Below are 26,126 nucleotides of genomic sequence, written 5' to 3'. Positions count from 1 at the left end.
TGGGAAAACTATGGAACACGGAATCATTGCGTGGTTGATCATCGGCTGCGTGGCGGGCTGGCTTGCCAGCGTGCTCGTGGATGGCGGCGGCTTCGGCGTCCTGATCGATATCGTCGTCGGGATTGCGGGCGCGTTTATCGGCGGCTGGCTGTCGGGCGTGCTGCACCTTTCGCTGGGCAACGGATGGATCGGCTCGATTGCCACGGCTTTTGTCGGCGCGGTTATCCTGCTGTTCGTCATTCGCCTCATCAAGCGTCGATGACGGCGCGGCGCGGGTGGTGTGTGCGATAGCCGTCCGCGCTTCGCGTCACCGCCTCGCCGCCTGATCCACGGGCGCAATGGGCGTCATGCCACCCAACGCCTGAAACAGCGCAGCCGTATCCGCAAGACGATCGCCCTCTGCCCGCGTCCGGTCGATCGCCGTCTGCAACGCCTGGCGTTGCGTATCGATCAGACCGAATTGGCTGACACCCCCCGCCGCATACCGCGCCTGCGCGATCTTCACACTCGCTTGCGCCTCCGACGCCGCGTCGTCGCGCGCCTGAAGTTCATGCGCATCGTCGTTCAACGCATGCAGCGTATCGGCGACCTGTTGCAGCGCCTGCAGCACGGTCTGCCGGTACGACGCGAAAGCCGCATCGTAAGCGGCCTGCGCCGCGCGCTTCTTCGCGTGCAGTTCGCCGCCGTGAAAAATCGGCTGCGTCAGATTGAGGCCGATGTTCCATATGTTCATGCCGTTGACGATATCCTCGATGCGCGTGCGCTCGGAACCCGCACCCGCCGACACCACGAATTGCGGATAAAGATTCGCCGTCGCAACGCCGACGTTCGCGCTCGCCTGATGCAGCAGCGCTTCCGATGCGCGGATATCGGGGCGTTCGCGCGCGAGCGTCGACGGCAGGGTGACGGGCACGGTGTCGGGCAAATGCAGCGCATCGAGGGTGACGTCGTTGAAATCCGCTTTCGACGGCGCCACGCCGAGCAGAATCGCCAGCTGATGATCGGCCTGCGCGCGTTGCGTCGCGAGCGGCGCAAGCTGTGCGCGCGTCTGTGCGAGCAGCGTGCGCTGCGTGCGCACGTCGAGTTCCGCGACGCCGCCCGCCGCATAACGTCCTTCGATAATCTTCAGCTGCTGCGCCTGTGCATCGGCGAGTTGTTCCGTCAGCGCGAGTTGCTGTTGCAGCGACGCGCGCCGGATCGTCGTCGATACGACATTGCCCGCGAGCGTCAGACGCGCGGCGTCCAGTTCATACGTCTGATAGTCGACCTGCGCGAGCAGCGCTTCGAGCGCGCGCCGGTTGCCGCCGAAAACATCGAGCACATACGATACGCTCACCGACGCATTGAACAGCGTGAACGGTCCGGGATTCGGCACATTCGGAATGCCGAACGCAGCAGGGTCGACCTTCTGGCGCGCGCCGGAAAGCTTTGCGTCGATCGACGGAAACTGCGTCGCGCCCGCTTGCGCGACATAGTTTTCTCGCGCTTCGACGAGCTTCGCGTGCGCTTCCTCGAGCGTCGGGCTTTGCTGTAGCGCCATATCGACGAGACGATTGAGCGCGTCGGAATGAAATTGCGTCCACCACGTCGGCAACGCATGATCGGCGGCGACGAGCGTTTGCGTTGCGCCTGCTGCCTGCGTCGACGCAGCTAGCGTTTCGCGCGTATAGGTCTGCGCATCGGGCGCGGACGGCGCATGGAAGTCCGGGCCAACGGCGCAACCGCCCAGCAAGAGCCCAGCGACGAAGACGCAGCGTTTCATGATCGAGTCCTCCTAGTCGAGCGTGCGCCGGTAGAAGCGCACTGCAATCGCCAGCACGATGACCGTGAAGATCGCGACAGGCCACACGGAAGGCCACAGGTCCACCCAGCCGTTGCCCTTCAGAAGAATGCCGCGCACGAGGCGATTGAAGTACGTGAGAGGCAGCAGATTGCCGATCCATTGCGCCCACACGGGCATGCCCGCGAACGGAAACATGAAGCCCGACAGCAGCAGGCTCGGCAGAAAATAGAAGACGGTGAGCTGCATCGCCTGCAACTGGTTTTGCGCAATCGACGACAGCGTGATGCCGACCGTCAGGTTCGCCGCGATGAAAAGCAGCGCGGCCACATAGAGCGCAATCAGGCTGCCGACGAACGGCACATGAAACACGTAGCGCGCGGCCGCGAGGATGATCGACGACTGCACGAGTCCGATCGCGATGTACGGCACCAGCTTGCCCGCAATCACTTCGAGGGGAAGAACGGGCGTCGCGAGCAGATTTTCCATCGTGCCGCGTTCGCGTTCGCGCGTCATCGCGAGGCCCGTCATCATGACCATCGTCAGCGTGAGGATCGTGCCCATCAGGCCCGGCACGACGTTGTATTGCGTGATGCCTTCGGGGTTGTACAGCTTGTGGATCTGCACGTCGAACGCGGCGGGTGCGCCGTTCAGATGCGCGAGCGGCCCCGTGATGTCCTTGTCCGCGACCGATTGCACGAGACCGGGCAGCGCGGCGAGGGGCGCTTGCGTTGCCGTCGGATCGGTTGCGTCGGCTTCGACCAGCAGCGCGGGACGTTCGCCGCGCAACAGCCGCCGAGAAAAATCGACGGGTATCGACACGACGAACTGCACGTTGCCTTGCGCGAGCGCATGCCGTCCGGCGGCATCGTTGGGCAGCGTCTCGACGATGTTGAAGTAGTCGGAGTTCTGCATCGCCGCGACGAAGCTGCGCGAGAACGGGCTGTCGTCGCTGACGATGACGGCCGTGCGCAGATGCTTCGGATCGGTGTTGATCGCAAAGCCGAACAGCGCGAGCTGAAGGATCGGCAGGCCGACGATCATGCCGAACGTGATGCGGTCACGCCGCAACTGGATGAATTCCTTCAGCACGATGCCCCACCAGCGCGTGACGGAAAAGAAGCGGTTCACGATGGCTTGCCCGGTTGCGCGTAGTTGTCGGTCGAGCGGCTCATCATGTAGATGAACACGTCTTCGAGGCCCGTGTCGATCGGCTCGATACGCACGGACATGCCGGACGTCGCCTGCCGGATGGCTTTTTCGAGCGCCGCGTGATCGTGGCCGCTCGCATGCAGCGCGGAGCCGAACACGACGGTCTGATCGACGCCCGGCGTGTTGCGCAACCGTTCCGATAGCTCGGTCAGACGCTCGCCATGAATCGCCCACGTGGCGAGTGCCTGCGAATCGATCACCTGTTGCGCGGTGCCCTGCGCGAGCAGCTTGCCGTATGCGATATACGCGAGCTTGTGGCAGCGTTCCGCTTCGTCCATGTAGTGCGTGCTCACCAGCACCGAGATCCCTTGCGCCGCGAGACGATGCAGCTCTTCCCAGAAGTCGCGGCGCGCGGTCGGATCGACGCCCGCCGTCGGCTCGTCGAGCAGCAGCAGCCTCGGCTCGTGCAGCATGCACGCAGCGAGCGCGAGCCGCTGTTTCCAGCCGCCCGACAGCGCGCCCGTCATCTGGCCCGCGCGCGTTTGCAGCCCGAGCGTTTCGAGCGCGCGGTCCACTTTCTCCTTGCGGTTCTTCATCTGATAGATGCGCGCGACGAAATCGAGGTTCTCGCGAATCGTCATGTCTTCCCAGTACGAGAAGCGCTGCGTCATGTAGCCGACATTGCGCTTGATCTGCGCGCTCTCGCGCACGATGTCGTAGCCGAGGCACGTGCCGCTGCCGGAGTCCGGCGTGAGCAGTCCGCACATCAGGCGGATCGACGTCGTCTTGCCGCTGCCGTTCGGTCCGAGAAAGCCGAAGATCTCGCCGTGCGCGACCTGCAGCGTCACGTCGTTGACCACGTGCCTGTCGCCGAAGTGCTTGTTCAGGTTGTGCACGTCGATGGCGAGCGTTCCGTTCTGCGTGTTCATCGCAAGCTCACCGAAACGGGCTGGCCGGGATGCAGGCGCGGCGCATCGTCGACGGAAGGGCGCGCTTCGATCATGAACACGAGTTTTCCGCGGCTCTCGTTGCTGTAGATGACGGGCGGCGTGTACTCGGACGAACTCGACACATAGGTGATCTTCGCGTTCACGTCCGACGCGCAGCCGTCGCAATGAATGGCCAGCGCGCGGCCGGGCTGGAGCGAGCCGACCAGCGTTTCCGGCACGAAGAAGCGCACCTTCACGTTCTGCGGCGGCAGCATCTGCACGACGGGGCTGCCCGCCTGCACCCATTCGCCGACGCGATACAGCGTGTCGTACACACGGCCTTTCGCGGGCGCGTTCACGCGCTTCTGGTCGAGCTTCCATTGCGCCTGTGCGACGGCGGCCTGCGCCGCATCGACTTGCGCCGCCTGCGCGGTCAGTTGCTGCGAACGCCCAGGCAGACGCGCGACATCGACTTCATGCGTGAGCTCGCGCACCTGCGCGTTGGCGGCATCGGCGGCGGCGCGGGTATCGTCGAGCTGTCCCTTCGGAATGCCGCCGACGCGATACTGCGCTTCGTCGCGCGTCAGTTGCAGCGTCGCCTTGCGCGCATTTGCGATGGACTGCGCAAGCTGCGCTTTCGTCACGTCGATTTCGGGCGGGCGCTTGCCCGTCTGGATGTCCGCGAGCTGCGCGCGGGCCGCGGCGAGTTGTTGCTGCGCCTGTTGCAGCGCGGCCGTTTCGTCGACGGATTCGAGTGCGAAGACGGGCGCGTTCACGGCGATCTCGTCGCCGCGAGCGACATCGAGCTGCGTCAGCTTGCCCGATTGCGACGAGCCGAGATACACGAATTCGCCTTCGACGTAGCCCTGCCATGTGTTGTCGTCGTGATGCGAGCATGCAGCGAGCGCGCTGCATGCGACGAACGCGATGAACACGACGAATAGCCGCAGCGTGCTCGCGGATGAACGGGACGGCGTCATGACCTGGACCTCGTGGTGGCGCGCCGCGTGGTCTTGCGCGCGGTACGAACGATAGGCGCTTTGTCGGCAGTCGTTGCGGGCGGACGCATGCCGCCCAGCAGCAGCGCCGTCACGTGCCGCTGCAGCGTCTCGCGCTCGATCGCCGGGAAGCCGCGAATGCTTTGCCATACCTTCGCGGCGGCTTGCGGCAGCATCACGAGCGCGAGGATCGAGTTGAACATCAGCAGCGGATCGAGCCCGGCGTTCACGTCGCCCGCCTGCTGCGCGTGCATGATGCGCGCGCCGAAGCGCCTGATGTTGTCGAACGGAATGCGCGTGAGCATGCGATCGCGCAGCATGCCGCCTTCGTTGATGACCTCGCGCAGCCACAGCGGCGGTAGCCACGGCATGCGGCGCGTCACGTCGAAAAGACGTGTGACGAGATCGTCGACCATCGCGAACGCATCGGCGTTCGAATCGTCGCCTGCGGCGCTCCATACGAAGCTGATGGACGGCGCGAGCCGTTCTTCGACGATCGCATCGAGCAGCGTTTCGCGATTCGTGAAGTAGTAATGCACGAGCGCCGACGTGACGCCCGCGGCCGAGGCGATCTGCGCGACGGTGGTCGCCGCGATGCCACGCTCGGAGAAAAGACGCGTGGCCGTGTCGAGCAGATGCTCGCGCACGTCGAAGTTCTCGACGACGGGGCGCCGGCCGCGCGGCTTGGCCGGTGGACGTTTCGGGTTCATGAGACGCAAGCTTAATTGACGAGTTAGTTAAATTCAAGCGGGTTTACCTGAAGTGCGATGCGCCGCCTCGGCCTGGCACGGGAGCATGTCCGCGAGGCAAGATTTTGCCCGGCTGATTTACTTTTTTATGCGCGGGGTATTTATTGGGACTCTGGATAACATTCGAATTGAATACGCAATAGAATGCAGAATATTCCGCAGACTAGATGCGTCAATAATGAACTAGAATCTTCCCGTAAAGTGGCGCGCGGAAATTTGTCAGGAGTCCGCGAAATTGACGAACGCGCGATAAAAGAGATATCTGGAGAATGGGAGTTGGCTTCTATATTAATCGTGGACGATCATCCCGCATTTCGCCTTGTTATCAAGACTCATCTATTGCAAATGCTCGGTACGCAGGAAGTATTTGAAGCGGACAACGGTCAGGCGGCAATGGAAATGGCGCGTCAATTCGCGCCGGATCTCACTATTCTCGATCTGGATATTCCGCGAATAAATGGTCTCGATGTTCTTTCCCGTCTGAAAACCGCGCATCCCGGCATGCGCGTGCTGATTCTGTCGAGCCACGATGCGGTCACTTTCGTTACTCGTGCGATGCGGGCGGGCGCGCAGGGTTTCGTCAGCAAGTCGCAGGACGTGAAGGAAATCATGCGCAGCGTGGAGGCGGTGTTGTCGGGCTATAGCGTGTTTCCCGTGGCGCCTTGCGCGAACGGTTCCGGGTCCGCCCATGCCGTTGCGGAAGCCGACAAGCTCGACATGCTGTCCGACAAGGAACTCGTGATCTTGCAGATGCTGGCCAAGGGCATGTCCAACAAGTCGATCGGCGATGCGCTCTTCATCAGCAACAAGACGGTCAGCAGTCACAAGACCCGGCTGATGAACAAGGTGGGCGTCGAGACGCTCGTCGAGCTTGTCGATTTCGCGCGGCGTTGTGGCATCACGGCCGCGCAACAATGACGCCGCTTGCCATGTGCACCGCATTCGACTGCACGCTGCGCGCGCGAATCGATGCCCTCGCGCTGGGCGATCACACTGTTGCGCGCGACGTGACGTGTGCGCTGATCGAGACGAATCGCACAACGCTCGTGTTCATGTTGGCGGCCCGTCATAGCGAGGCATGGGACGATCTGGGCCGTGCCGCCCATCGTCTCGCCGGTTCGCTGAGCATGCTGCAACGCAGCCGCGAAATCGCGCTGGCGCGGCGCCTGGAGCGCGCGGCATTCGAGCGCGATGCGCTGACTATCGTCGCGCTGCTTCCATTCGTGGCGGAAGCGGTCGATCAACTGAACGAACAGCTCAACGACTTGTTGACCGGGTAGGCATGACAGGCGAATGGGATGGGCGCCTGTGCCTATCATCCCGCTTGCGGCAATTAATACTTGTTAGCGCAAAGATTGGCATTTTCTCCTGCACAGACAAAATCGCGCTCTATACTGGTCATTAGCGCGGCTGAGCAGCTTTCCCCGAGGTTGCACGAACCAGCCGCGCTGACCGCACACGGTTCTCTGATCGTCTCCACCGTGGTTCGCGGAATTTCCGGCCCGCATTCTGCGGGCCTTTTGTCGTTTGATCGTTTTGTTTTTTCGCGCGCGTCGCGTCGGCTGTCGGTGCCGCCGCTGCTTATGGCCTGAATGTCCAGCGCGCGCCGGAACGGCCGAGTTCGATCATCAGCGAATTCATTTGATCGACGAGGCCATCGAGCAATCCGCCATCGACTGGCTGCTGCGCGGCGCTTGCCCGCTGCAACGCGTTCATCATGCCTCGGTTTCCGATCGCGATGAAGTTCATGCAGGAGGGGCTGCTATGAAACGCGCGTGCCTGATCCATCGCGGCGAGGCGACGCGCGTCACGCTCGACGTGGCCGAACACGCGCTCGAACGCATGCGTGGTTTGCTCGGCCGCTCATGCCTCGATGCGGCGCAAGCGCTGTGGCTCGAACCGTGCAATGCGGTGCATACGTTCGGCATGCGCTTTCCGATCGACGTCGTCTTTATCGACGATCGCAATCGCGTGCTGGCGATCCATCGCAACGTGCAACGTGGGCGCATGCTGTTTTGCTGGCGCGCGCGCAGCGTGCTGGAGATGAATGCGAACTCGGTACATGTGTGCGGTATCGGTATCGGCGACAGGCTCGCGTGGAGGGTGCTGCCGTGATGCATGAATACACGCGCAAGCGACGCATGACGGCGCAGGCGATGACGGAATTTCTAATCGTCGCGCCGCTGCTGCTGTTCTTCGGTTTCGCGACCGTGCAGTTCGTGCTGCTGTATCAGGCGAAGTCGACGCTCGACGTCGCCGTGCTCGAAGCGGCGCGCGAGGGCTCGGTGAATCACGGATCGATGCAGGCGATGCAAGCAGGTCTCGCTCGCGGTCTCGCGCCGTTGTATGCGCGGCATGCCGATGCGCCGGGTGTGCAGTCGGCCATGCTTGCGGCGCGAAGCGCGGTGACGAAGGCGGCGTCGATTGCGATAGTCAGCCCGACAGCGGCGATGACGCGTGACTTCGCGCGCACGCGCTTCTATCCCGACGAGGGCATCACGCACGAAGAGATTCCGAACGATACGCTGATGTATCGCGATGCGTCGCGTGGCATGGAGTCGAACGTGAATGTGCAGGATGCGAATCTATTGAAGCTGCGCGTGCACTACTGCTTCGATCTGATCGTGCCTCTGGTCAACAAGATCTTCTACTACGCGACGAACGTGATCGGCAACGTCGCGGCGAATGGCCTGTTTTCGCGCGAGCCCGCTGACGCGAACGTCGATGCATATGGTTCGCCGCGACGGCCCGACAGCCTGTGCCGGACAACGCTCGCCGATGGATTGCAGAGCCAGCGCTGGCCGATTGCGCTGGAGTCGGAGGCGATCGTGCGGATGCAGTCGCCGTTTCGCGCGGACGCGGCCAACGATGCGGCTACCGTGACGGCGCGTTGATGCTGCGCGTCGTGTTGCTCGCGTTGCTGTTGAGCGTCGCGCTCGGCGATGTCGATGATGCGCGGTCGGCCGGACGCGTCGAGATGGTGATCGGCGGATTGAAGGGCGGCGATGCGGCCGGCCAGTCGCTGGTGATCGAACTGGATGCGTCGTTTGCGGCGCCGACGGGCGCGCGCGGCGCGTTGTCGAAGGTGCTGGCGTGGACGCCGCTCGTCGATGACGTTGCGAAGCGCGTCGGCGTCGACAGAGCGCTGCTGATGGCCGTCATCGATGTCGAGTCGGGCGGCAATCCATTTGCCGTGTCGCCGAAAGGGGCAACGGGCTTGATGCAATTGATGCCGCAAACAGGCAGACAGCAGGGCGCGGACGATCTGTTCGATCCCGTGCAGAATCTTCTGGCGGGCGCGCGTTTGCTCGATGCGTTGCTTGCGACGTTCGGCTACGTGTCGCTGGCGCTCGCGGCGTATAACGCGGGTGAGGGCGCCGTGCGGAAGTTCGGCGGCGGGATTCCGCCGTATGCGGAGACGCGGCGCTATGTGGAGCGGGTGATGGAGCGGGTAGGGTTTTATCAGCGATAGCCGGCGCGTGCGGCTAAAACCTGTGCGTTGAGCGTCGGCTGAAAGTGGGTAATGCTGGCCGACGCTCTCGCTTGCACGCAATGTAGACCGCTTTTTTGTTCGTCAGCCTGCCGTCCCTGCATAGGCGGCTTTCAACGCGGCGACATCGAACTTGATCATCGTCATCATGGTCTCCGCGACGCGCTTTGCCTTGACGGGATCGGGGTCTGCGATCATCGGGATGAGATCGTTCGGCACGATCTGCCACGAAATGCCGAAACGGTCTTTGAGCCAGCCGCATGCCATGGTCGAACCGCCGCCCTCGAGAAGGGCGTTCCAATAGCGGTCGAGCTCCGCCTGGTCGTCACAGCTGACCAGCAGCGATATCGATGAGTTGAACGGATCGGGCTGCCCGGAGCTCATCGCGAAGAAGGGCTGGCCAAACAGAACGAATTCGACGACCTTCGTGGAACCGGCGCTTGGCACGCCAGTGACCCGGATGATGCGTGAGTCCGGAAAGATTCCCGCATAGAAAGCAGCGGCTTCCTCGGCTTCGTTGGAGTACCAGAGAAACGGCGTGATCTTTTGAATCTTCATGGCAAATCTCCTGTCAGTGTTGGCTCGATGCGGAGGCAAAACCGCATGCTGCATGCTGCCGTAGAGACGACGAACGAAGACTATCAAATTCGACACGCCGAGAAGAAGTGTTTTGGTTTTTCGTCAGCGCAGGCGATGCGGTATGACCCCGGTTGAGATGCTGTTCGCGATCGCGTTTGCGCTTCGTGCTTCCTGTTGTTCTCGGGCGGGGACGCGCTCAGCGCCGCAAGAACCAGAGCAGCGCGGATACCACGACCGAAATCACGACGCACGTGACGATCGGGAAATGCAGGTCGAGCCCGTCACGGACGATGTGAATGTCGCCAGGCAGCCTGCCGAACGGGATGCGCGCGAGCCAGCGCCAGCCGAGGCCGGCGAGAATGCACAGCACGCCGATAACGATGAGGAAACGGTTCATGGGTCCGGTCGATAACGGGTGGCCTCATGGGGCATCATAGGCCTTCTGAGCCCGTCACGCGTCCCAGAGCCAGTGACATTCCGAGGAGAAATGTATGGGCAGCGCCGCGCACCCAACGCTCGCGAACACAGCGGCGTCACGTTTGATTCGACGAATGCTTGCCTGGCTTTGTTTTACTGTGCCTATGTTTCCTGGCCTGGCGCTCGGGATGGACTTCAGGATCTACTACCAGCCTCAACTTGCGTTAAAGATGGTTATCGGTGAAGGAAAGATTCAGGAAGGCGATGCACAGAAATTTCTCGCAGTCGCCAAAATGGCGGACCGTGATGAAGAAGGACTCGTCGTCCTTGTTTTAAATAGCCCGGGAGGAAATGTCGAGGCCGCTTTTCGCGTCGTCGATGCAATGGATAAGGTACGCGTCTATACGACGGTTCCAGATAATGCCAAATGTGCGTCCGCTTGCGCTTCGATCCTGTTCGCTTCAGGAGAACGCCGAAGTCTTGTCGGCGCCGCGCTGCTCGGTTTTCACAGTTGCTACCGGCGCGATGGGCGAACCTACGCCGAGGACTCGCTTTGCAACGAAATAATCGCGGCAAACGCAATGCAAAGGGGCGTCAGCCATGCGGGCATCAATCGTTTCGTCAAGCAATATGGTGCACAAGACATGGCATGGGTTGGACGCAACGTCGCGTGCAAATCGCTGCAAGGGCTATGCAAACCGGGATTGCTGGAAACTCGATACGAGACGAAGGCTGCGTTGATGCATAGTCTCGATTGCAGCAAGCTCATATCTATTCAGGCGCGGCTTGTTTGCGGGGATGCGGAACTTGCCCGTGTCGATAAAACATTGGCAGAGCTCTATCATCAAAAGATAAAAGAATCGGCTAACAAGACGCGATTGCGAGCGGACCAACGCGCATGGCTTCGCAATTCTCGCAACGCGTGTGGCGATAAGGCTTGTCTGCTGCGCAGCTATCGTCTGCGCATCGATGAACTCAAGCGGTCGTCATGATGTGGCGATCGTTCATTGGCTATCTGAAATGCGTTTGAAACTGACGTAGTAATCGTCGGTGTAGTAGCAGTCACTGGTCTGCTTGCGCGGTCCACCACATACGATGCGGCGCAGCCCGCGATCCTTCGAGCCGGGCGTGCGAACCGTGTATGTGTGGTAGTAGCCGCGCGGATGCTGCGGCAGCAATCCCGCGCTGTTGCGGAACAGGACACCGTCCTCGCCAAAAGGGTAGGGGCCGCCCGCTTTGATCAGACGCAGTGTTTCCGCCGCTTCCCCGGGCAACTGCGCCTTGGTGACGGCGGCTGGCGCGCTCCGCTCCTGCGCGCCCGATGCGGCGGCTGTGTTGCTCGCGGCCTGACCGGGTGCCTGACTCGCGGACGCGTCCGGTTCCTTGGTAGCGTTTTGCGATCCATCCTTGCCGCATCCGCCGAGGATCGCGCTCAAGGCAAGGATGCAGGAGAAAGCCCACGTTCGATTCACGAAACGGTTGCCTCCGGGTTGACCAGCATTCGACGACTACGAACGAGTCAAGGGTATCGCTAATGGCAGAGTGAATCAATGTTCGGCCGGAAACAGGCATTTTTTACCCGACAACCAGGCCGATGCGCGGCTCACGGCGAAATTGGCCGACTCCATGCACTCCCATCCCGCACAAAATGAAAAAAAAGCCCGGCATAACCGGGCTCTCAAAAGTCACTGCGTCCTCAACGAGAACGCAGCACCTGCAAAGCAATGACTTACGCTGCGAGCAGCGAGCGCAGCACGAACGGCAGGATACCGCCGTGCTTGTAGTAGTCGACTTCGATCGGCGTATCGATACGCAGCAGAACGGGGACGCGCTGCTCCGAACCGTCCTTGCGATGGATCACCAGCGTGACTTCCTGTTGCGGCTTGAAGTCGTCGCCGAGGCCTTCGACGTCATACGTTTCTTCGCCCGTGATGTTCAGCGACTGGATGCTATCCGAGCCCTTGAACTGCAGCGGCAGAACGCCCATGCCGACCAGGTTCGAACGGTGGATACGCTCGAAGCTGCGCGCGACAACCGCCTTCACGCCCAGCAGTTGCGTGCCCTTCGCCGCCCAGTCGCGCGACGAGCCCGTGCCGTACTCTTCGCCCGCGAACACGACGGTCGGCGTGCCGGCGTCGATGTACTTCATCGCTGCGTCGTAGATCGACAGTTGTTCGCCGCTCGGCTGGTGAATCGTCAGGCCGCCTTCGACGCGCGTGCCGTCTGCCTTCACCGGGATCATCAGGTTCTTGATGCGGACGTTCGCGAACGTGCCGCGCATCATCACGTCGTGGTTCCCGCGGCGCGAGCCGTAGCTGTTGAAATCGGCCTTCTGCACGCCGTTTTCCTTCAGCCACTTGCCTGCGGGCGAGTCTTCCTTGATCGAGCCTGCCGGGCTGATGTGGTCGGTCGTGACCGAGTCACCGAAGATGCCCAGTGCGCGCGCGCCCTTCACGGCAGCGATGCTCGAAGCCGGCTCCATCGAGAAGTCCGAGCCGAAGAACGGCGGCTCCGCGATGTACGTCGACTTCGGCCAGTCGTAGACCTGACCTTCTTCGCCTTCGATCTTGCTCCACAGATCACCCTTCTTCGTGAGCTGCGAGTAGTTCGTGCGGAAAGCGTCGGCGTCAAGTGCGAACTTCAGCAGCGCGTTGACTTCTTCGCTCGACGGCCAGATGTCGCCGAGGTAGATGTCCTTGCCGCCCTTGCCCTTGCCGACCGGCTCGGTCATCAGGTCGCGCGTGATGTTGCCCGCGATCGCGTAAGCGACGACCAGCGGCGGCGATGCGAGGAAGTTCGCGCGGATGTTCGGGTGAATACGTGCTTCGAAGTTGCGGTTGCCCGACAGCACAGCTGCCGCGACGATGTCGTTCTTCGTGATCGACTCGTTCAGTTCCGGCGTCAGATCGCCCGCGTTGCCGATACAGGTCGTGCAGCCATATGCAGCCAGCGTGAAGCCGAGCTTGTCGAGGTAGGGCAGCAGGCCCGTCTTCGTCAGGTACTCGGTGACGATGCGCGATCCCGGAGCCAGCGACGTCTTGATGTGCGGCGCGACTTCCAGACCGGCTTCGACGGCCTTCTTCGCCAGCAGGCCGGCTGCCAGCAGCACGCTCGGGTTCGACGTGTTCGTGCACGACGTGATCGCGGCGATCAGGATGTCGCCGTTCTTCACGTTGACGCCGTTGCTCGTCGTGTATTGCGCGTTCAGGTCTTCAGCCTTCTTCGCGAAGCCGTTCTCGTTGACGGGCTTCGAGAACAGATCGCTGAACGTCGACTTGACGTTGGTGATCTCGATGCGGTCTTGCGGACGCTTCGGACCGGCCAGCGACGGCGCGACCGTGCCGAGATCGAGCGTGACGACCTTCGTGTAGTCGATGTCGCCAGCGTCGGGGATGCCGAACAGCTCCTGCGCCTTGAAGTAGTTTTCGAACGACGAGATTTCTGCGTCCGTGCGGCCCGTGCCCTTGAAGTAGTCGATCGTCTTTTCGTCGACGGGGAAGAAGCCCATCGTCGCGCCGTATTCCGGCGCCATGTTGCCGATCGTCGCGCGGTCCGGCAGCGACAGCGAGCGCGTGCCTTCGCCGAAGAACTCGACGAACTTGCCGACAACCTTTTCCTTGCGCAGCAGCTCGGTGATGGTCAGCACGAGGTCCGTCGCCGTCACGCCTTCGCGCAGCTTGCCCTTCAGGTGAACGCCGACGACATCAGGCGTCAGGAAGTACACCGGCTGGCCGAGCATGCCTGCTTCCGCTTCGATGCCGCCCACGCCCCAGCCGACCACGCCGATGCCGTTGATCATCGTCGTGTGGCTGTCCGTGCCGACGAGCGTATCCGGGTAGTACACGGAATCGCCGTTGTCAGCCTTCTTGTGAACGCCGCGTGCGAGGTACTCGAGGTTCACCTGGTGAACGATGCCGACGCCCGGCGGCACGACCTTGAACGTGTCGAATGCCTGCATGCCCCACTTCATGAACTGGTAGCGCTCGTTGTTGCGCTGGAATTCCAGCTTCATGTTCAGGTCCAGCGCGCCCTTCTCGCGGAAGTGGTCGATCTGCACCGAGTGGTCGACGACGAGATCCACGGGAACCAGCGGCTCGATCGACTTCGGGTTCTTGCCCGCGCGCTGCGCGACGCCGCGCATAGCCGCGATGTCGGCGAGCAGCGGCACGCCCGTGAAGTCCTGCAGCACGACGCGCGCGACGACGAACGGAATTTCGTCGACGCGTGCAGCCGTCGGCTTCCAGTTCGCGAGCTGCTCGATGTGTTCTTCCGAGATCTTCTTGCCGTCGTAGTTACGCAGCACCGATTCCAGCACGAGGCGGATCGAAACCGGCAGGCGGTCGATCTTGACGTTCAGTGCCTTACCGAGCTGCGGCAGCGAATAGAACTTGCCTTTGCCGGAACCGCTGTCGAATTCCTTGAGCGTTTTGTGGAGGTTGTGGGCCATGGTAGTTTTCCTGGGGTTTTCGAGGAAATGACGTTGCTACGTTTCTGAACTCAAATGACGTACAGATCGACGTATTCATTGACCGGCATCGCTTCTAGCTTTGCCTTGTCCAGCGACACATCGAGGATCGCTTGTTGTTGCTTCGCCGGAAAGCGCCGCGCGAGGTTCGTCCTGAACTTCTCGACGAGCAGCGGGATGCCTTCGGCGCGGCGACGCTTGTGACCGATCGGATATTCGACGACCACTTCGTCGAACGTCGATCCGTCGGTGAACTCGACCGTCAGCGCATTCGCAATCGAGCGCTTGTCCGGGTCGTGATACTCCTTCGTGAACTGCGGGTCTTCCACGCACTCCATCTTGTTGCGCAGCGCGTCGATGCGCGGGTCCTGCGCGACGGCGTCTTCGTAATCGGCGGCCGTCAGGCGTCCGAAAATGAGCGGCACGGCGATCATGTACTGGATGCAGTGATCGCGGTCGGCGGGATTGTCGAGCGGCCCTTTCTTGTCGATGATGCGGATCGCCGCTTCATGCGTGCGAATCGTGATCTTCGCGATGTCTTCGATCCGCCTGCCGCTCGCGATCATCTGCTCATGCAGCGCCATCGCCGCTTCAGCGCCCGTTTGCGCGTGGAATTCGGCGGGGAACGAAATCTTGAAGAGCACGTTCTCCATCACATACGAGCTGTACGGGCGCTGGAATTTAAAGGGCTGCCCTTTGAACAGCACATCGTAGAAGCCCCACGTCTTTGCCGTCAGCACCGACGGGTAGCCCATTTCACCCGTCTTCGCGATCAGCGCGAGACGCACCGCGCGCGACGTCGCATCGCCTGCTGCCCAGGACTTGCGCGAGCCCGTGTTCGGCGCATGGCGGTACGTGCGCAGCGAATGTCCATCGACGAACGCTTGCGAGACTGCGTTGATCAGCTCATCGCGCGTGAGTCCCATCAACTGGCCGACCACTGCCGTCGAAGCGAGCTTCACGAGCAGCACATGGTCGAGGCCGACCTTGTTGAACGAGTTTTCGAGCGCGATGCAGCCTTGAATTTCGTGCGCCTTGATCATCGCGATCAGGACGTCTTTCATCACGAGCGGCTTCTTGCCGTTCGCGATCGCGGTACGCGAGAGCCAGTCGGCCGTCGCCAGAATGCCGCCGAGGTTGTCGGACGGATGGCCCCATTCGGCCGCGAGCCATGTGTCGTTGAAGTCGAGCCAGCGGATCATCGCGCCGATGTTGAACGCGGCTTGCACTGGGTCCAGCTGGAACTGCGTGCCCGGCACCTTGGCGCCGTTCGGGACGATCGTGCCGGGCACGAGCGGTCCCATCAGCTTGGTACAGGCAGGGTAGGACAGGGCCTCGAGTCCGCAGCCGAGCGTGTCGATGAGGCAGTTGCGCGCGGTCTCCAGCGCGAGATCGCTCTCGAGCTTTTCATTCAGCACATAGTCGACGATATCGACCAGTACTGTGTCCGGTTTTGGGCGGACGTTGGAGATCGGTGCGGACATCGAGGTTTCCTGGTTGGCCCGCTTACTGGGCCTTGTTGATGGCGTTCGACTGCGTCGGAGCCGGCGAGCCTTGCACCATGGCCGCCGTCTTGCACTCGTCGGCGAGGCGCGAGCTGTCCTTGTCCGAGAACAGCATCGCCTTGGTCGGGATCACGACGAGGTCCATGCCGCTTGCGGCGTCGTGGAAGCGGTCCGCGCCAGTCGTCGTCGCTTCACGCGGCAGGTTGTAGTTCTTGTTGGCCCAGTGGACGGTCACGATCTGGTCGCGCTTCATGTCGCCCTTCAGGTCGAACGCGAGACCTTCGTTGCACGACCACTTCTCCGAACCTTCCGGCACGGGATCGACCTTCGCTTCCTTGGCAGGGTTGGCCTTGCGCTTGAACAGGCGCTTCGGCGCCGGTGCCTTCGGCTTGGCGTGGGGCGTCGTCGTCGATTGTGCGAACGCGCTGGGCGCCGTCACCAGCAGCGTCGAGGACAGAGCGCCAATAACGGTAGCGATCAGCAGTTTTTTCATGGGAGAGAACCTTTCTATCGAATTTCAAAGTTTAAACAGTGCGCGGCTGCAGCATCTCAACCGCCGGGGGCTGCACGCACGCACCCCCGGAGCGCACAGCGGACGCTATTTTCTCCTATTTAGCGCCACGAATTTCAAATTCTCCGGTCCCGTGTAATTCGCGCTCGGACGAATGATCTTGTTGTCGATGCGCTGCTCGATGATGTGCGCGGCCCAGCCGGACGTGCGCGAGATCACAAACAGCGGCGTGAACATCGCGGTCGGCACGCCCATCATGTGATACGACACCGCGCTGAACCAGTCGAGGTTCGGGAACATCTTCTTGACGTCCCACATGACCGTCTCCAGCCGCTCGGCGATATCGAACATCTTCATGTTCGACGCTTCCTTCGACAGCTTCTTCGCCACGTCCTTGATGACCTTGTTGCGCGGATCGGAAATCGTATACACCGGGTGGCCGAAGCCGATCACGACTTCCTTGTTCTCGACGCGTCGGCGGATGTCCGCTTCCGCTTCGTCAGGCGTCTGGTAGCGCGACTGGATCTCGAACGCGGCTTCATTGGCGCCGCCGTGCTTCGGCCCGCGCAGCGCGCCGATCGCGCCCGTGATCGCCGAATGCATGTCCGAGCCCGTGCCCGCGATCACGCGGCCGGTGAACGTCGATGCATTGAATTCGTGCTCCGCGTACAGGTTCAGCGACACGTGCATCGCGTCGACCCACGACTTCGACGGCTCCACGCCGTGCAGCAGATGCAGGAAGTGGCCGCCGATCGAATCGTCGTCGGTTTCGACTTCGATCCGCTTGCCGTTGTGCGAATAGTGATACCAGTACAGCAGCATCGAGCCGAGCGAGGCCATCAGGCGGTCGGCGATGTCGCGCGCGCCCGCGATGTTGTGATCGTCCTTCTCCGGCAGCACCGTGCCCAGCGCGGAGACGCCCGTGCGCATCACGTCCATCGGGTGGGCTGCGGCGGGAATCCATTCGAGCACGGCCTTCACGTTCGCGGGCAGGCCGCGCAACGCCTTGAGCTTCGTCTTGTATGCGGCGAGTTCGGCGACGTTCGGCAGCTTGCCGTGCACGAGCAGATACGCAACCTCTTCGAATTCGCAGGCGCCCGCGATGTCGAGAATGTCGTAGCCGCGATAGTGCAAATCGTTGCCCGTCTTGCCGACCGTGCACAGCGCGGTGTTGCCCGCCGTCACGCCCGACAGCGCCACGGATTTCTTCGGCTTGAAGCCGCTTGTCGTTCCGGGTGCAGCCGCTTGCGTCGTATCGCTCATGCCAGGGGTCTCCTCGAGGTGCCGCTTGCGTTAGTTGTCTTGCCCGTTTTTCTGCGCGTTCTGGCTGAACAGCGCGTCGAGCTTCTGCTCGTACGCGTGATAGCCGATGCGGTCGTACAGTTCGGCGCGCGTCTGCATCGTCTCGACGACGGCCTTTTGCGTGCCGTCGCGGCGGATCGCCGTGTAAACGTTTTCGGCCGCCTTGTTCATCGCGCGGAACGCCGACAGCGGATACAGCACCAGCGAGACGTCCGCGCCGCGTAGCTCTTCGACGGTAAAGAGCGGCGTCGCCCCGAATTCGGTGATGTTCGCGAGGATGGGCACCTTCACGGCTTGCGCGAACTGCTTGTACATGCCGAGCTCGGTCATCGCTTCGGGGAAGATCATGTCCGCGCCCGCTTCGACGCAGGCCGCCGCGCGGTCCATGGCCGACTGCAAGCCTTCGACGGCGAGCGCATCCGTGCGCGCCATGATGACGAAATTCGAATCAGTGCGCGCGTCGACGGCCGCCTTGATGCGGTCGACCATTTCGGCTTGCGACACGATCGCCTTGCCCGGCCGGTGTCCGCAGCGCTTTGCGCCGACCTGGTCTTCGATGTGCATCGCGCCCGCGCCCGCTTTCGTGAGCGCCTTCACGGTGCGCGCGATGTTGAACGCCGACGGGCCGAAGCCCGTATCGACATCGACGAGCAGCGGCAGATCGCATACGTCGGTGATGCGGCGCACGTCGGTCAACACGTCGTCGAGCGTCGAGATGCCGAGATCGGGCAAGCCCAGCGAGCCGGCCGCGACGCCGCCGCCCGACACGTAGATCGCCTTGAAGCCCGCGCGTTGCGCGAGCAGCGCGTGATTCGCGTTGATCGTGCCGACGACCTGCAACGGTTTTTCGGCAGCGACGGCCGCGCGAAACGCGGCGCCCGCGGACTGATGTGCGGTCGTGCTCATGATGCGGACTCCTTCGTCGTGGGCATGTCGTTCGGGCCGAAAAGCGGCGCGGCTTCGGCGGGCACGGCGCGGCCCGTCGAGCGGGCGCGGCGCAGCACCGACCAGTAATAGCGATAGCTCGCGCGATCGTGCAGCGAGTCGCGATGGCGCGTCGGGCCCCATTGCGCCGATTGCGCGGCGAGCAGGATTTCCGTCGCCGTCGCGATCTCTTCATCGCGCGGCGCGAAGGCCGACACGATCGCGGGAATCTGCGCCGGGTGGATGCTCCACATGCGCGTGTAGCCGAATTCGTTGCGCGCGCGCAGCGCGTCGTTCGCGACCACGTCCATGTCGCGCACTTCCGTCGATACGTTGTGCGACGGCACCTTGCCGTGCGCATGGCAAGCCGCCGCAATCTCGAGCTTCGCGCGCCGCACGAGCGGGTGATCGAACTGGCCCGGCGAGCGCATTGCGCTGTCGGGAATCGCGCCGTCGTGCGCGGACACGAAGTCCATCAGGCCGAAGCTCAGTGCCTCGACGCCAGGCAGCGCGGCGAGATCGAACACGCGCGCGAGCGCGCCGTGCGTTTCGATCAGCAAGTGGACGGGGACGGGCTTCGCGATGCCGAGTTCGCGCCGCGTGGCCTCGATGAATGCGCACATTTCGGCGGCATCGGGAACATTGCGGACTTTAGGCAGCGTGATGTAGGCAGGGGCGCGCTTCGCGGCGCGCAGGATGAGGCGCACGTCGTCGCGCCAGTGCGCGTGGTCGAAATCGTGAATGCGCACGCCGACGCGGCCGAACCGGTCGTGCTCGCCGCCGACGAGCGACGCGACCAGCTCGGCATGCTCCGCCTCGCGGCCCACTTGCGCGCCGTCTTCGCAATCGAGCGTGACATCGAAGACGGGCCCGAGCTGCTGCTGCAACGCGAGCGATTTGAGCATCAGCTTTTCGCTGCCCGCGTAGTGATCGCAGGCAGGCAGCACAGCAGGCGGCGCTTCGCCGTCAAACAGGACTTCGGCGGGAGTCAGTGCGCGCATTGTCGGCGTCGGGAGCGTGTTTGAAAATTCCGATTCGGGCGCGTTCTGTTCGTTTCGACGCGCGTCGAAGCAGGTCGCGCGAAGCAGGTCGAACAGGCCGTTGAATCAAAACGCGTTCGGATCAGTTGCGATCTCCTGCATGACGCTCTGCGCAGAGCGTCATGCAGGAGATCGCACGTAAAAAACCGGAACCCGCCGCGCTGCAACGGAGTCCCGGTTCGTGTCTGCATCCGGCGATTAGCCGAGCAGGTGCTGAACGCCGTCGCGCTCTTCGAGCAGCTCGTTCAGCGTGTTGTCCATCTTCTCGCGCGAGAACGCGTCGATCGACAGGCCTTCGACACGCTTGTACTCGCCGTTTTCGCACGTCACGGCCACGCCGTAGACGATGTCTTCGGGGATGCCATACGAGCCGTCCGACGGAATACCCATCGTCACCCACTTGCCGTTCGTTCCGAGCACCCAGTCACGCACGTGGTCGATTGCCGCGTTGGCCGCCGAAGCCGCCGACGACAGGCCGCGCGCTTCGATGATCGCCGCGCCGCGCTTGCCGACCGTCGGGATGAACGTGTTGCGGTTCCATTCGTCGTCGTTGATCAGCTTCGTCAGGTCCTTGCCTTCGGCCGTTGCGACGCGGAAGTCCGGGTACATCGTCGGCGAGTGGTTGCCCCACACGACGAGTTTTTCGATCGACGAAACGGGCTTGCCCGACTTCGCGGCCAGTTGCGACAGCGCGCGGTTGTGGTCGAGGCGCAGCATGGCCGTGAAGTTCTTCTTCGGCAGATCGGCTGCCGACTTCATTGCGATGTATGCGTTCGTGTTCGCCGGGTTGCCGACGACCAGCACCTTCACGTCGCGGCTTGCGACTTCGTTCAGCGCCTTGCCCTGAACAGTGAAGATTTCGGCGTTCGCCGACAGCAGGTCTTTACGCTCCATGCCTTTCGAACGCGGACGCGCGCCGACCAGCAGAGCGACGTCTGCATCCTTGAATGCGACCTTGGGATCGTCAGTCACCACGACACCCGCGAGCAGCGGGAACGCGCAGTCTTCGAGTTCCATCACGACGCCTTTGACGGCGGCTTGCGCTTGCGGCAGGTCCAGCAACTGCAGGATGACCGGCTGGTCCTTGCCGAGCATGTCGCCATTGGCGATACGGAACAGCAGGGAGTAACCGATTTGACCTGCGGCGCCAGTGACGGCAACGCGCTTTGCGGGCTTAGCCATTGAGAAATCTCCAGGACGATGCGTTGAACGCTAGGGAAAACGCCATTCTATATGCGCGTTACGCGAAGCGTGGTTTAAGCACGGCAAATTCGCTGCGCGAGCCTTGCGGGCGCTCACGAGAAGGCCAGAAGGCACGCCGCCGGCGAAACCGCCATGCCGGATAATCGGTGCTGCCGAGCGCGGGGAACGGGGATGCTGGCGAGGCTCGCCTCGCGGCGATGCCGCACGTGGCCGCTGCATGGCGCGGGCTCCTGCAAACAGCGCGTTTCGGCGGGCATTGACGGCGCATGCCGGGCAATGCGGGGCGAAGCGAAACCTGAACTGCGTGAGGGAACGGCGTGATGCAGGGTGGCCTTCAGTGCATCACGCTGTTGACACAAAGCGGTGTCAAAAATGCGTGGCACTACCCGCAAACCCTTGCTCGACAAGGAGTGTAGGATTCGGGGCGCACAAAGTCAACAGTATCTTATGTCTTATATAAGACATAATTATTGCGGCAAAAAATCTGGACGGCATGCGGCGCTTTGTGTTGAAATGCGCGCATGAATTCGAACCAGGCCAGCACAGCAAACCCTCCCGGCGCGCCCGGCGCGGGTGACGCCGCGCCTGTCTCCACACCGGCTCCATCGCCGACCTTCAGTCCTCTTTATCAGCAGATCAAGGCGCTCATCACGCAGAGTCTCGAGTCGGGTGAATGGAAGCCCGGCGAGATCATTCCTAGTGAAGTCGAACTGGCCGCGCGTTACAAGGTCAGCCAGGGCACCGTGCGCAAGGCGATCGACGAACTCGCCGCCGACAACCTGCTGGTGCGCCGCCAGGGCAAGGGCACGTTTGTTGCCACGCACAACGAAGACCGCGCGCAGTTCCGCTTCCTGCGCCTTCTCGCCGACGACGGCGTCGAGCATCCGCATATCAGCCGGCTGCTCGAATGCCGGCGTCTGCGCGCGTCGGCGGAAATCGCGCGGCAACTGGACCTGAAGCCCGCCGATCCCGTCGTGCTGATCAAGCGTCTGCTGACCTTCGACGGTGAAGACACCGTGCTCGACGAGATCTGGCTGCCGGGCGGCGTGTTCCGCGGCCTGACGCTCGAGCGCCTGTCGGAGTACAAGGGGCCGCTCTACGCGATGTTCGAAACGGAGTTCGGCACGCGGATGATCCGCGCATCGGAGAAGATTCGCGCCGTTGCGGCGGACCCGGCCGTTGCGGATCTGCTGCATGTGCCGACGGGATTTCCGCTGTTATCCGTGGAGCGCGTGTCCTATACCTATGGGGATCGTCCCGTCGAAGTTCGACGAGGATGGTATGTCACAACCGGGTATTACTATCAAAACGACTTGAGTTGAGCGAAGCAGCTTTGCCGTGGCGTGCGGCGAGGCTTGCCTGTGCCTTTTACGTGCGCGTGGCGTAACGCTGTCTTGTGCGGGGTTTCGCTGCAGCGCGAAATAAAAAGGCGCTAAAATTGCGGATTAGTGTGACTACATAGTAGGGGTCTAGCATGGCTGAAGCCGTAAAAAAACCGAGGCCGGAATTCCGGAACATCGGTATCGGGCAGATATTGACGTCGTATCGTCTTCCTCTCGCGGGGCGCGTGTCGATTCTTCACCGCCTCAGCGGTGGACTGCTCTTCATCTTCCTTCCGTTCCTGCTGTACCTCTTCGACCAGAGTCTCACATCTGAACTCAGTTTCGAAGTTTTCAAGGGCTTCCTGTCCAACATCATCGTCAAGCTCATCACGCTCGTTCTCGCGTGGGCCTTCCTGTTCCACTTTTGCGCCGGCGTCCGTCACCTGTTGATGGACATGAACCATGACGCAGTGTCGAAGGAACGCGGCAAGAACACGTCGATCGTCGTGTTCGTCGTGTCGTCGCTATTGACGATCGCATTCGCGCTCAAACTGTTCGGAGCATTCTAAAAAAATGTCAGCTAATAACCGTGTTGGCTCGAAGCGCCTCGTCGTCGGCGCTCACTACGGTCTGCGCGACTGGCTCGCACAGCGCGTCACGGCCGTCATCATGGCCGTCTACACCATCATCCTGCTGTGCTGGTTCTTCGGCGCGCAGGCATTCTCTTACGACGGCTGGGCCGCGATCTTCGCTACGCAGTGGATGAAGCTCGCCACCTTCGTGACGCTGCTGTCGCTGTTCTATCACGCCTGGGTCGGCGTGCGCGACATCTGGATGGACTACATCAAGCCCGTTGGCACGCGCCTTCTGCTTCAAGCGTTGACGATCGTCTGGCTGCTCGCTTGCGCGGGCTACGCTGCGCAGATTCTCTGGAGAGTGTAAAAGAATGGCTGCAATCAAGAATTCTCTGCCGCGTCGCCGCTTCGACGTGGTCATCGTCGGCGCGGGCGGCTCCGGAATGCGCGCGTCGCTGCAACTCGCGCGCGCGGGCCTGTCGGTCTGCGTGCTGTCGAAAGTCTTCCCGACGCGCTCGCACACGGTCGCGGCTCAAGGCGGCATCGGCGCATCGCTCGGCAACATGAGCGAAGACAACTGGCACTATCACTTCTACGACACGATCAAGGGCTCCGACTGGCTCGGCGACCAGGACGCGATCGAGTTCATGTGCCGCGAAGCGCCGAACGCAGTGTACGAACTGGAACACTTCGGCATGCCGTTCGACCGCAACGCGGACGGCACGATCTATCAGCGCCCGTTCGGCGGCCACACCGCGAACTACGGCGAGAAGCCGGTGCAGCGCGCCTGCGCCGCGGCTGACCGTACCGGCCACGCGCTGCTGCACACGCTGTACCAGCAGAACGTCGCGGCCAAGACGACGTTCTTCGTCGAATGGATGGCGCTGGACCTGATCCGCGACGCCGACGGCGACGTGCTCGGCGTGACCGCGCTCGAAATGGAAACGGGCGACGTCTACATCCTCGAAGGCAAGACGACGCTGTTCGCCACGGGCGGCGCGGGCCGCATCTTCGCGGCATCGACGAACGCGTTCATCAACACGGGCGACGGCCTCGGCATGGCGGCCCGCTCGGGCATCGCGCTGCAGGACATGGAGTTCTGGCAGTTCCACCCGACGGGCGTGGCGGGCGCGGGCGTGCTGATCACGGAAGGCGTGCGCGGCGAAGGCGGCATTCTGCGCAACTCGAACGGCGAGCGCTTCATGGAGCGCTACGCGCCGACGCTGAAAGACTTGGCGCCGCGCGACTTCGTTTCGCGTTCGATGGACCAGGAAATCAAGGAAGGCCGTGGCGTCGGTCCGAACAAGGACCACGTCTTGCTGGACCTGTCGCACATCGGCGCCGAGACGATCATGAAGCGTCTGCCGTCGATCCGCGAAATCGCGCTGAAGTTCGCGAACGTCGACTGCATCAAGGAGCCGATCCCCGTCGTGCCGACCATCCACTACCAGATGGGCGGCATTCCGACGAACATCCACGGCCAGGTCGTGGGTACGTCGAAGGGGCACGAAGAGCCCGTCAACGGCTTCTATGCCGTCGGCGAATGCTCGTGCGTGTCGGTCCACGGCGCGAACCGCCTGGGCACGAACTCGCTGCTCGACCTCGTGGTGTTCGGCCGCGCCGCCGGCAACCACATCGTCAAGCACGTGAAGGAAATCAAGGAACACAAGCCGCTGCCGGCCGACGCCGCCGACTTCGCGCTGTCGCGTCTCGCAAAGCTCGACAACTCCAGCTCCGGCGAGTACGCGCAGGCTGTCGCGGGCGACATCCGCTCGACGATGCAGGCGCATGCAGGTGTTTTCCGCACGTCGAAGCTGCTGGCTGAAGGCGTGGAAAAGATGAAGGAACTGAAGGAACGCGCGGCGCACGTCCATCTGAAGGACAAGTCGAAGGTGTTCAACACCGCGCGCATCGAAGCGCTCGAAGTGGAGAACCTGATCGAAGTGGCGCGCGCGACGATGGTGTCTGCGGAGGCTCGCAAGGAAAGCCGCGGCGCGCACGCGCAGAGCGACTTCGAACATCGCGACGACGAGAACTGGCTGCGCCATACGCTGTGGTTCAGCGAAGGCGATCGCCTCGACTACAAGCCGGTTCACATGCAGCCGCTGACCGTCGAATCGGTGCCGCCGAAAGCGCGTACCTTCTAAGGCACATCAAAGGATCTGAGAAATGGCCAAGCGTACTTTTGAAATCTATCGCTACGACCCGGACAAGGACGCCGCGCCGCGCATGCAGACGTACGAGCTCGAAATCGACTCGCACGAGCGCATGCTGCTGGACGCGCTCGTCAAGTTGAAGGCACTGGACGAAACGCTGTCGTTCCGCCGTTCGTGCCGCGAAGGCGTGTGCGGTTCGGACGCAATGAACATCAACGGCAAGAACGGTCTTGCCTGCCTGACGAATCTGAACGACCTGCCGCAGAAGATCGTGCTGCGTCCGCTGCCGGGCCTGCCCGTCGTGCGCGACCTGATCTGCGACTTCACGCAGTTCTTCAACCAGTATCACTCGATCAAGCCGTACCTGATCAACGATACGCCGCCGCCGGAAAAGGAACGTCTGCAGTCGCCGGAAGAACGCGACGAGCTCGACGGCCTGTACGAGTGCATCCTGTGCGCCAGCTGCTCGACGTCGTGCCCGAGCTTCTGGTGGAACCCGGACAAGTTCGTCGGCCCGGCGGGCCTGCTGCAAGCCTATCGCTTCATCGCGGACAGCCGCGACGAGGCGACGGGCGAGCGTCTCGACAACCTGGAAGATCCGTACCGTCTGTTCCGTTGCCATACGATCATGAACTGCGTCGACGTGTGCCCGAAGGGCCTCAATCCGACGAAGGCGATCGGCAAGATCAAGGAATTGATGGTTCGCCGCGCTGTCTGAGATGGACGGATCATCGCATCAGTCCGACCCTCTACGCCGCGCGCGTCTCCGCTGGCGCGCGCGGCGCGGCCTGCTGGAAAACGATCTGATCTTCGAGCGTTTTTTCAGCCGATATGAGCATGACCTCAGTGATGCGGACGTAGGCGCGCTCACGCGCCTGCTCGAACTGAGCGATAACGACCTGATGGACTTGCTTCTCGCACGCAAGGAACCGGAAGGCGACCTCGCCGACGCCGACGTCGCGCGGGTGCTGGAGATGCTGCGCACTGTGTGAGCGTCACAGGTGCGCAGGTAAGTTTGATCCAGGCGTG

The 26,126-nt window shown here is 62.4% G+C and carries 29 protein-coding genes; 13 read left to right on the top strand and 16 right to left on the bottom strand.

All coding sequences use genetic code 11. From position 1 onward, the window contains the following. Positions 1–10: 10 nt before the first annotated feature. Positions 11–262 (top strand): GlsB/YeaQ/YmgE family stress response membrane protein, encoded by a 252-nt coding sequence (locus VSR68_RS11935; protein WP_342940041.1) that lies wholly within the window; start codon positions 11–13, stop codon positions 260–262. Positions 263–307: 45 nt separating this feature from the next. Here VSR68_RS11935 and VSR68_RS11930 read toward each other — a convergent pair whose 3' ends face one another. The 5 genes from VSR68_RS11930 to VSR68_RS11910 are packed head-to-tail and all read right to left on the bottom strand — an operon-like array spanning position 308 to position 5,569. Beyond that, positions 308–1,762 (bottom strand): efflux transporter outer membrane subunit, encoded by a 1,455-nt coding sequence (locus VSR68_RS11930; RefSeq protein WP_342940040.1) that lies wholly within the window; start codon positions 1,760–1,762, stop codon positions 308–310. 12 nt (positions 1,763–1,774) lie between these two features. Next, on the bottom strand, positions 1,775–2,911 hold the full coding sequence (locus tag VSR68_RS11925; RefSeq protein ID WP_342940039.1) for an ABC transporter permease: 1,137 nt from the start codon (positions 2,909–2,911) through the stop codon (positions 1,775–1,777). Continuing rightward, positions 2,908–3,861, bottom strand: a complete 954-nt coding sequence (locus VSR68_RS11920; RefSeq protein WP_342940038.1) for an ABC transporter ATP-binding protein — start codon at positions 3,859–3,861, stop codon at positions 2,908–2,910. Before VSR68_RS11920 ends, VSR68_RS11925 begins: the two co-directional genes overlap by 4 nt. Further along, positions 3,858–4,841 (bottom strand): HlyD family secretion protein, encoded by a 984-nt coding sequence (locus tag VSR68_RS11915; RefSeq protein WP_342940037.1) that lies wholly within the window; start codon positions 4,839–4,841, stop codon positions 3,858–3,860. Before VSR68_RS11915 ends, VSR68_RS11920 begins: the two co-directional genes overlap by 4 nt. Then, positions 4,838–5,569: a TetR/AcrR family transcriptional regulator gene (locus VSR68_RS11910; RefSeq protein WP_342940036.1), complete on the bottom strand. Its 732-nt coding sequence runs from the start codon at positions 5,567–5,569 to the stop codon at positions 4,838–4,840. The genes VSR68_RS11915 and VSR68_RS11910 overlap by 4 nt, the downstream gene beginning before the upstream one ends. A 315-nt stretch (positions 5,570–5,884) precedes the next feature. On the opposite strand from VSR68_RS11910, the gene VSR68_RS11905 reads away from it, so the two are divergent. Together VSR68_RS11905 and VSR68_RS11900 are read left to right on the top strand one after the other, a co-directional pair. Then, positions 5,885–6,526: a response regulator transcription factor gene (locus tag VSR68_RS11905; RefSeq protein WP_342940250.1), complete on the top strand. Its 642-nt coding sequence runs from the start codon at positions 5,885–5,887 to the stop codon at positions 6,524–6,526. Further along, positions 6,523–6,888, top strand: a complete 366-nt coding sequence (locus tag VSR68_RS11900; RefSeq protein ID WP_342940035.1) for an Hpt domain-containing protein — start codon at positions 6,523–6,525, stop codon at positions 6,886–6,888. The genes VSR68_RS11905 and VSR68_RS11900 overlap by 4 nt, the downstream gene beginning before the upstream one ends. A 301-nt stretch (positions 6,889–7,189) precedes the next feature. On the opposite strand, the gene VSR68_RS11895 is transcribed toward VSR68_RS11900, so the two are convergent. Beyond that, positions 7,190–7,327 carry a hypothetical protein gene (locus VSR68_RS11895; RefSeq protein WP_342940034.1) on the bottom strand — a complete coding sequence of 46 codons (138 nt, stop codon included), beginning with the start codon at positions 7,325–7,327 and terminating at the stop codon, positions 7,190–7,192. Between the two features lie 45 nt (positions 7,328–7,372). On the opposite strand from VSR68_RS11895, the gene VSR68_RS11890 reads away from it, so the two are divergent. Genes VSR68_RS11890 through VSR68_RS11880 form a run of 3 tightly spaced genes read left to right on the top strand, consistent with a single transcriptional unit; the run spans position 7,373 to position 9,080 of the window. Further along, positions 7,373–7,723: a DUF192 domain-containing protein gene (locus VSR68_RS11890; protein ID WP_342940033.1), complete on the top strand. Its 351-nt coding sequence runs from the start codon at positions 7,373–7,375 to the stop codon at positions 7,721–7,723. Continuing rightward, positions 7,723–8,502, top strand: a complete 780-nt coding sequence (locus VSR68_RS11885) for a TadE family protein (RefSeq protein WP_342940249.1) — start codon at positions 7,723–7,725, stop codon at positions 8,500–8,502. Before VSR68_RS11890 ends, VSR68_RS11885 begins: the two co-directional genes overlap by 1 nt. Next, positions 8,502–9,080, top strand: coding sequence for a lytic transglycosylase domain-containing protein (locus VSR68_RS11880; RefSeq protein WP_342940032.1), 579 nt, complete (start codon positions 8,502–8,504; stop codon positions 9,078–9,080). The genes VSR68_RS11885 and VSR68_RS11880 overlap by 1 nt, the downstream gene beginning before the upstream one ends. A gap of 102 nt (positions 9,081–9,182) precedes the next feature. Here VSR68_RS11880 and VSR68_RS11875 read toward each other — a convergent pair whose 3' ends face one another. Both VSR68_RS11875 and VSR68_RS11870 read right to left on the bottom strand, forming a co-directional pair. Beyond that, a complete protein-coding gene (locus VSR68_RS11875) occupies positions 9,183–9,656 on the bottom strand; it encodes a VOC family protein (RefSeq protein WP_342940248.1) in 474 nt (157 codons plus the stop codon). A 217-nt stretch (positions 9,657–9,873) separates the two neighbouring features. Continuing rightward, the gene (locus tag VSR68_RS11870) at positions 9,874–10,074 is read right to left on the bottom strand and encodes a DUF2905 domain-containing protein (protein ID WP_342940031.1); all 201 of its coding nucleotides are present in this window, start codon (positions 10,072–10,074) and stop codon (positions 9,874–9,876) included. Positions 10,075–10,168: 94 nt separating this feature from the next. Here VSR68_RS11870 and VSR68_RS11865 point away from each other — a divergent pair, with 94 nt between their 5' ends. Further along, the gene (locus tag VSR68_RS11865) at positions 10,169–11,086 is read left to right on the top strand and encodes an ATP-dependent Clp protease proteolytic subunit (RefSeq protein WP_342940030.1); all 918 of its coding nucleotides are present in this window, start codon (positions 10,169–10,171) and stop codon (positions 11,084–11,086) included. 12 nt (positions 11,087–11,098) lie between these two features. Here the strand turns inward: VSR68_RS11865 and VSR68_RS11860 are convergent, their stop codons facing one another. From VSR68_RS11860 to VSR68_RS11825, 8 genes are all read right to left on the bottom strand, one after another. Beyond that, a complete protein-coding gene (locus VSR68_RS11860) occupies positions 11,099–11,566 on the bottom strand; it encodes a ribonuclease (protein ID WP_342940029.1) in 468 nt (155 codons plus the stop codon). A gap of 257 nt (positions 11,567–11,823) precedes the next feature. Next, on the bottom strand, positions 11,824–14,541 hold the full coding sequence (gene acnA / locus VSR68_RS11855) for an aconitate hydratase AcnA (RefSeq protein ID WP_342940028.1): 2,718 nt from the start codon (positions 14,539–14,541) through the stop codon (positions 11,824–11,826). 50 nt (positions 14,542–14,591) lie between these two features. Then, on the bottom strand, positions 14,592–16,043 hold the full coding sequence (locus VSR68_RS11850) for a bifunctional 2-methylcitrate dehydratase/aconitate hydratase (protein ID WP_342940027.1): 1,452 nt from the start codon (positions 16,041–16,043) through the stop codon (positions 14,592–14,594). A 22-nt stretch (positions 16,044–16,065) separates the two neighbouring features. Next, positions 16,066–16,557, bottom strand: coding sequence for a hypothetical protein (locus VSR68_RS11845; RefSeq protein ID WP_342940026.1), 492 nt, complete (start codon positions 16,555–16,557; stop codon positions 16,066–16,068). Between the two features lie 105 nt (positions 16,558–16,662). Next, the gene (prpC, locus tag VSR68_RS11840) at positions 16,663–17,838 is read right to left on the bottom strand and encodes a bifunctional 2-methylcitrate synthase/citrate synthase (RefSeq protein ID WP_342940025.1); all 1,176 of its coding nucleotides are present in this window, start codon (positions 17,836–17,838) and stop codon (positions 16,663–16,665) included. A 30-nt stretch (positions 17,839–17,868) separates the two neighbouring features. Next, positions 17,869–18,783, bottom strand: coding sequence for a methylisocitrate lyase (gene prpB / locus VSR68_RS11835; RefSeq protein ID WP_342940024.1), 915 nt, complete (start codon positions 18,781–18,783; stop codon positions 17,869–17,871). Next, positions 18,780–19,802 carry an HpcH/HpaI aldolase/citrate lyase family protein gene (locus VSR68_RS11830; RefSeq protein ID WP_342940023.1) on the bottom strand — a complete coding sequence of 341 codons (1,023 nt, stop codon included), beginning with the start codon at positions 19,800–19,802 and terminating at the stop codon, positions 18,780–18,782. Before VSR68_RS11830 ends, prpB begins: the two co-directional genes overlap by 4 nt. 237 nt (positions 19,803–20,039) lie before the next feature. Next, positions 20,040–21,023 (bottom strand): malate dehydrogenase, encoded by a 984-nt coding sequence (locus VSR68_RS11825; RefSeq protein ID WP_342940022.1) that lies wholly within the window; start codon positions 21,021–21,023, stop codon positions 20,040–20,042. Positions 21,024–21,565: 542 nt separating this feature from the next. Between VSR68_RS11825 and VSR68_RS11820 the strand changes: the two genes are divergently transcribed. From VSR68_RS11820 to VSR68_RS11795, 6 genes are all read left to right on the top strand, one after another. Continuing rightward, positions 21,566–22,366, top strand: coding sequence for a GntR family transcriptional regulator (locus VSR68_RS11820; RefSeq protein WP_342940021.1), 801 nt, complete (start codon positions 21,566–21,568; stop codon positions 22,364–22,366). A gap of 152 nt (positions 22,367–22,518) precedes the next feature. Continuing rightward, a complete protein-coding gene (gene sdhC, locus VSR68_RS11815; RefSeq protein ID WP_152758853.1) occupies positions 22,519–22,935 on the top strand; it encodes a succinate dehydrogenase, cytochrome b556 subunit in 417 nt (138 codons plus the stop codon). 4 nt (positions 22,936–22,939) lie between these two features. Next, positions 22,940–23,308, top strand: coding sequence for a succinate dehydrogenase, hydrophobic membrane anchor protein (gene sdhD, locus VSR68_RS11810; protein WP_152758851.1), 369 nt, complete (start codon positions 22,940–22,942; stop codon positions 23,306–23,308). Between the two features lie 4 nt (positions 23,309–23,312). Further along, entirely contained in the window at positions 23,313–25,088 is a 1,776-nt protein-coding gene (gene sdhA / locus VSR68_RS11805; protein WP_342940020.1) for a succinate dehydrogenase flavoprotein subunit, read from the top strand. A gap of 22 nt (positions 25,089–25,110) precedes the next feature. Next, positions 25,111–25,815: a succinate dehydrogenase iron-sulfur subunit gene (locus VSR68_RS11800; protein ID WP_342940019.1), complete on the top strand. Its 705-nt coding sequence runs from the start codon at positions 25,111–25,113 to the stop codon at positions 25,813–25,815. Position 25,816: 1 nt separating this feature from the next. Further along, positions 25,817–26,089 (top strand): succinate dehydrogenase assembly factor 2, encoded by a 273-nt coding sequence (locus tag VSR68_RS11795; protein WP_090871098.1) that lies wholly within the window; start codon positions 25,817–25,819, stop codon positions 26,087–26,089. Positions 26,090–26,126: the final 37 nt, after the last annotated feature.

Source organism: Paraburkholderia phymatum (assembly GCF_038900715.1).
GTDB classification, from domain to species: domain Bacteria; phylum Pseudomonadota; class Gammaproteobacteria; order Burkholderiales; family Burkholderiaceae; genus Paraburkholderia; species Paraburkholderia phymatum_A.
Note: the sequence above shows the minus strand (reverse complement) of the source record. Positions and strands in the feature narration are given on the sequence as shown.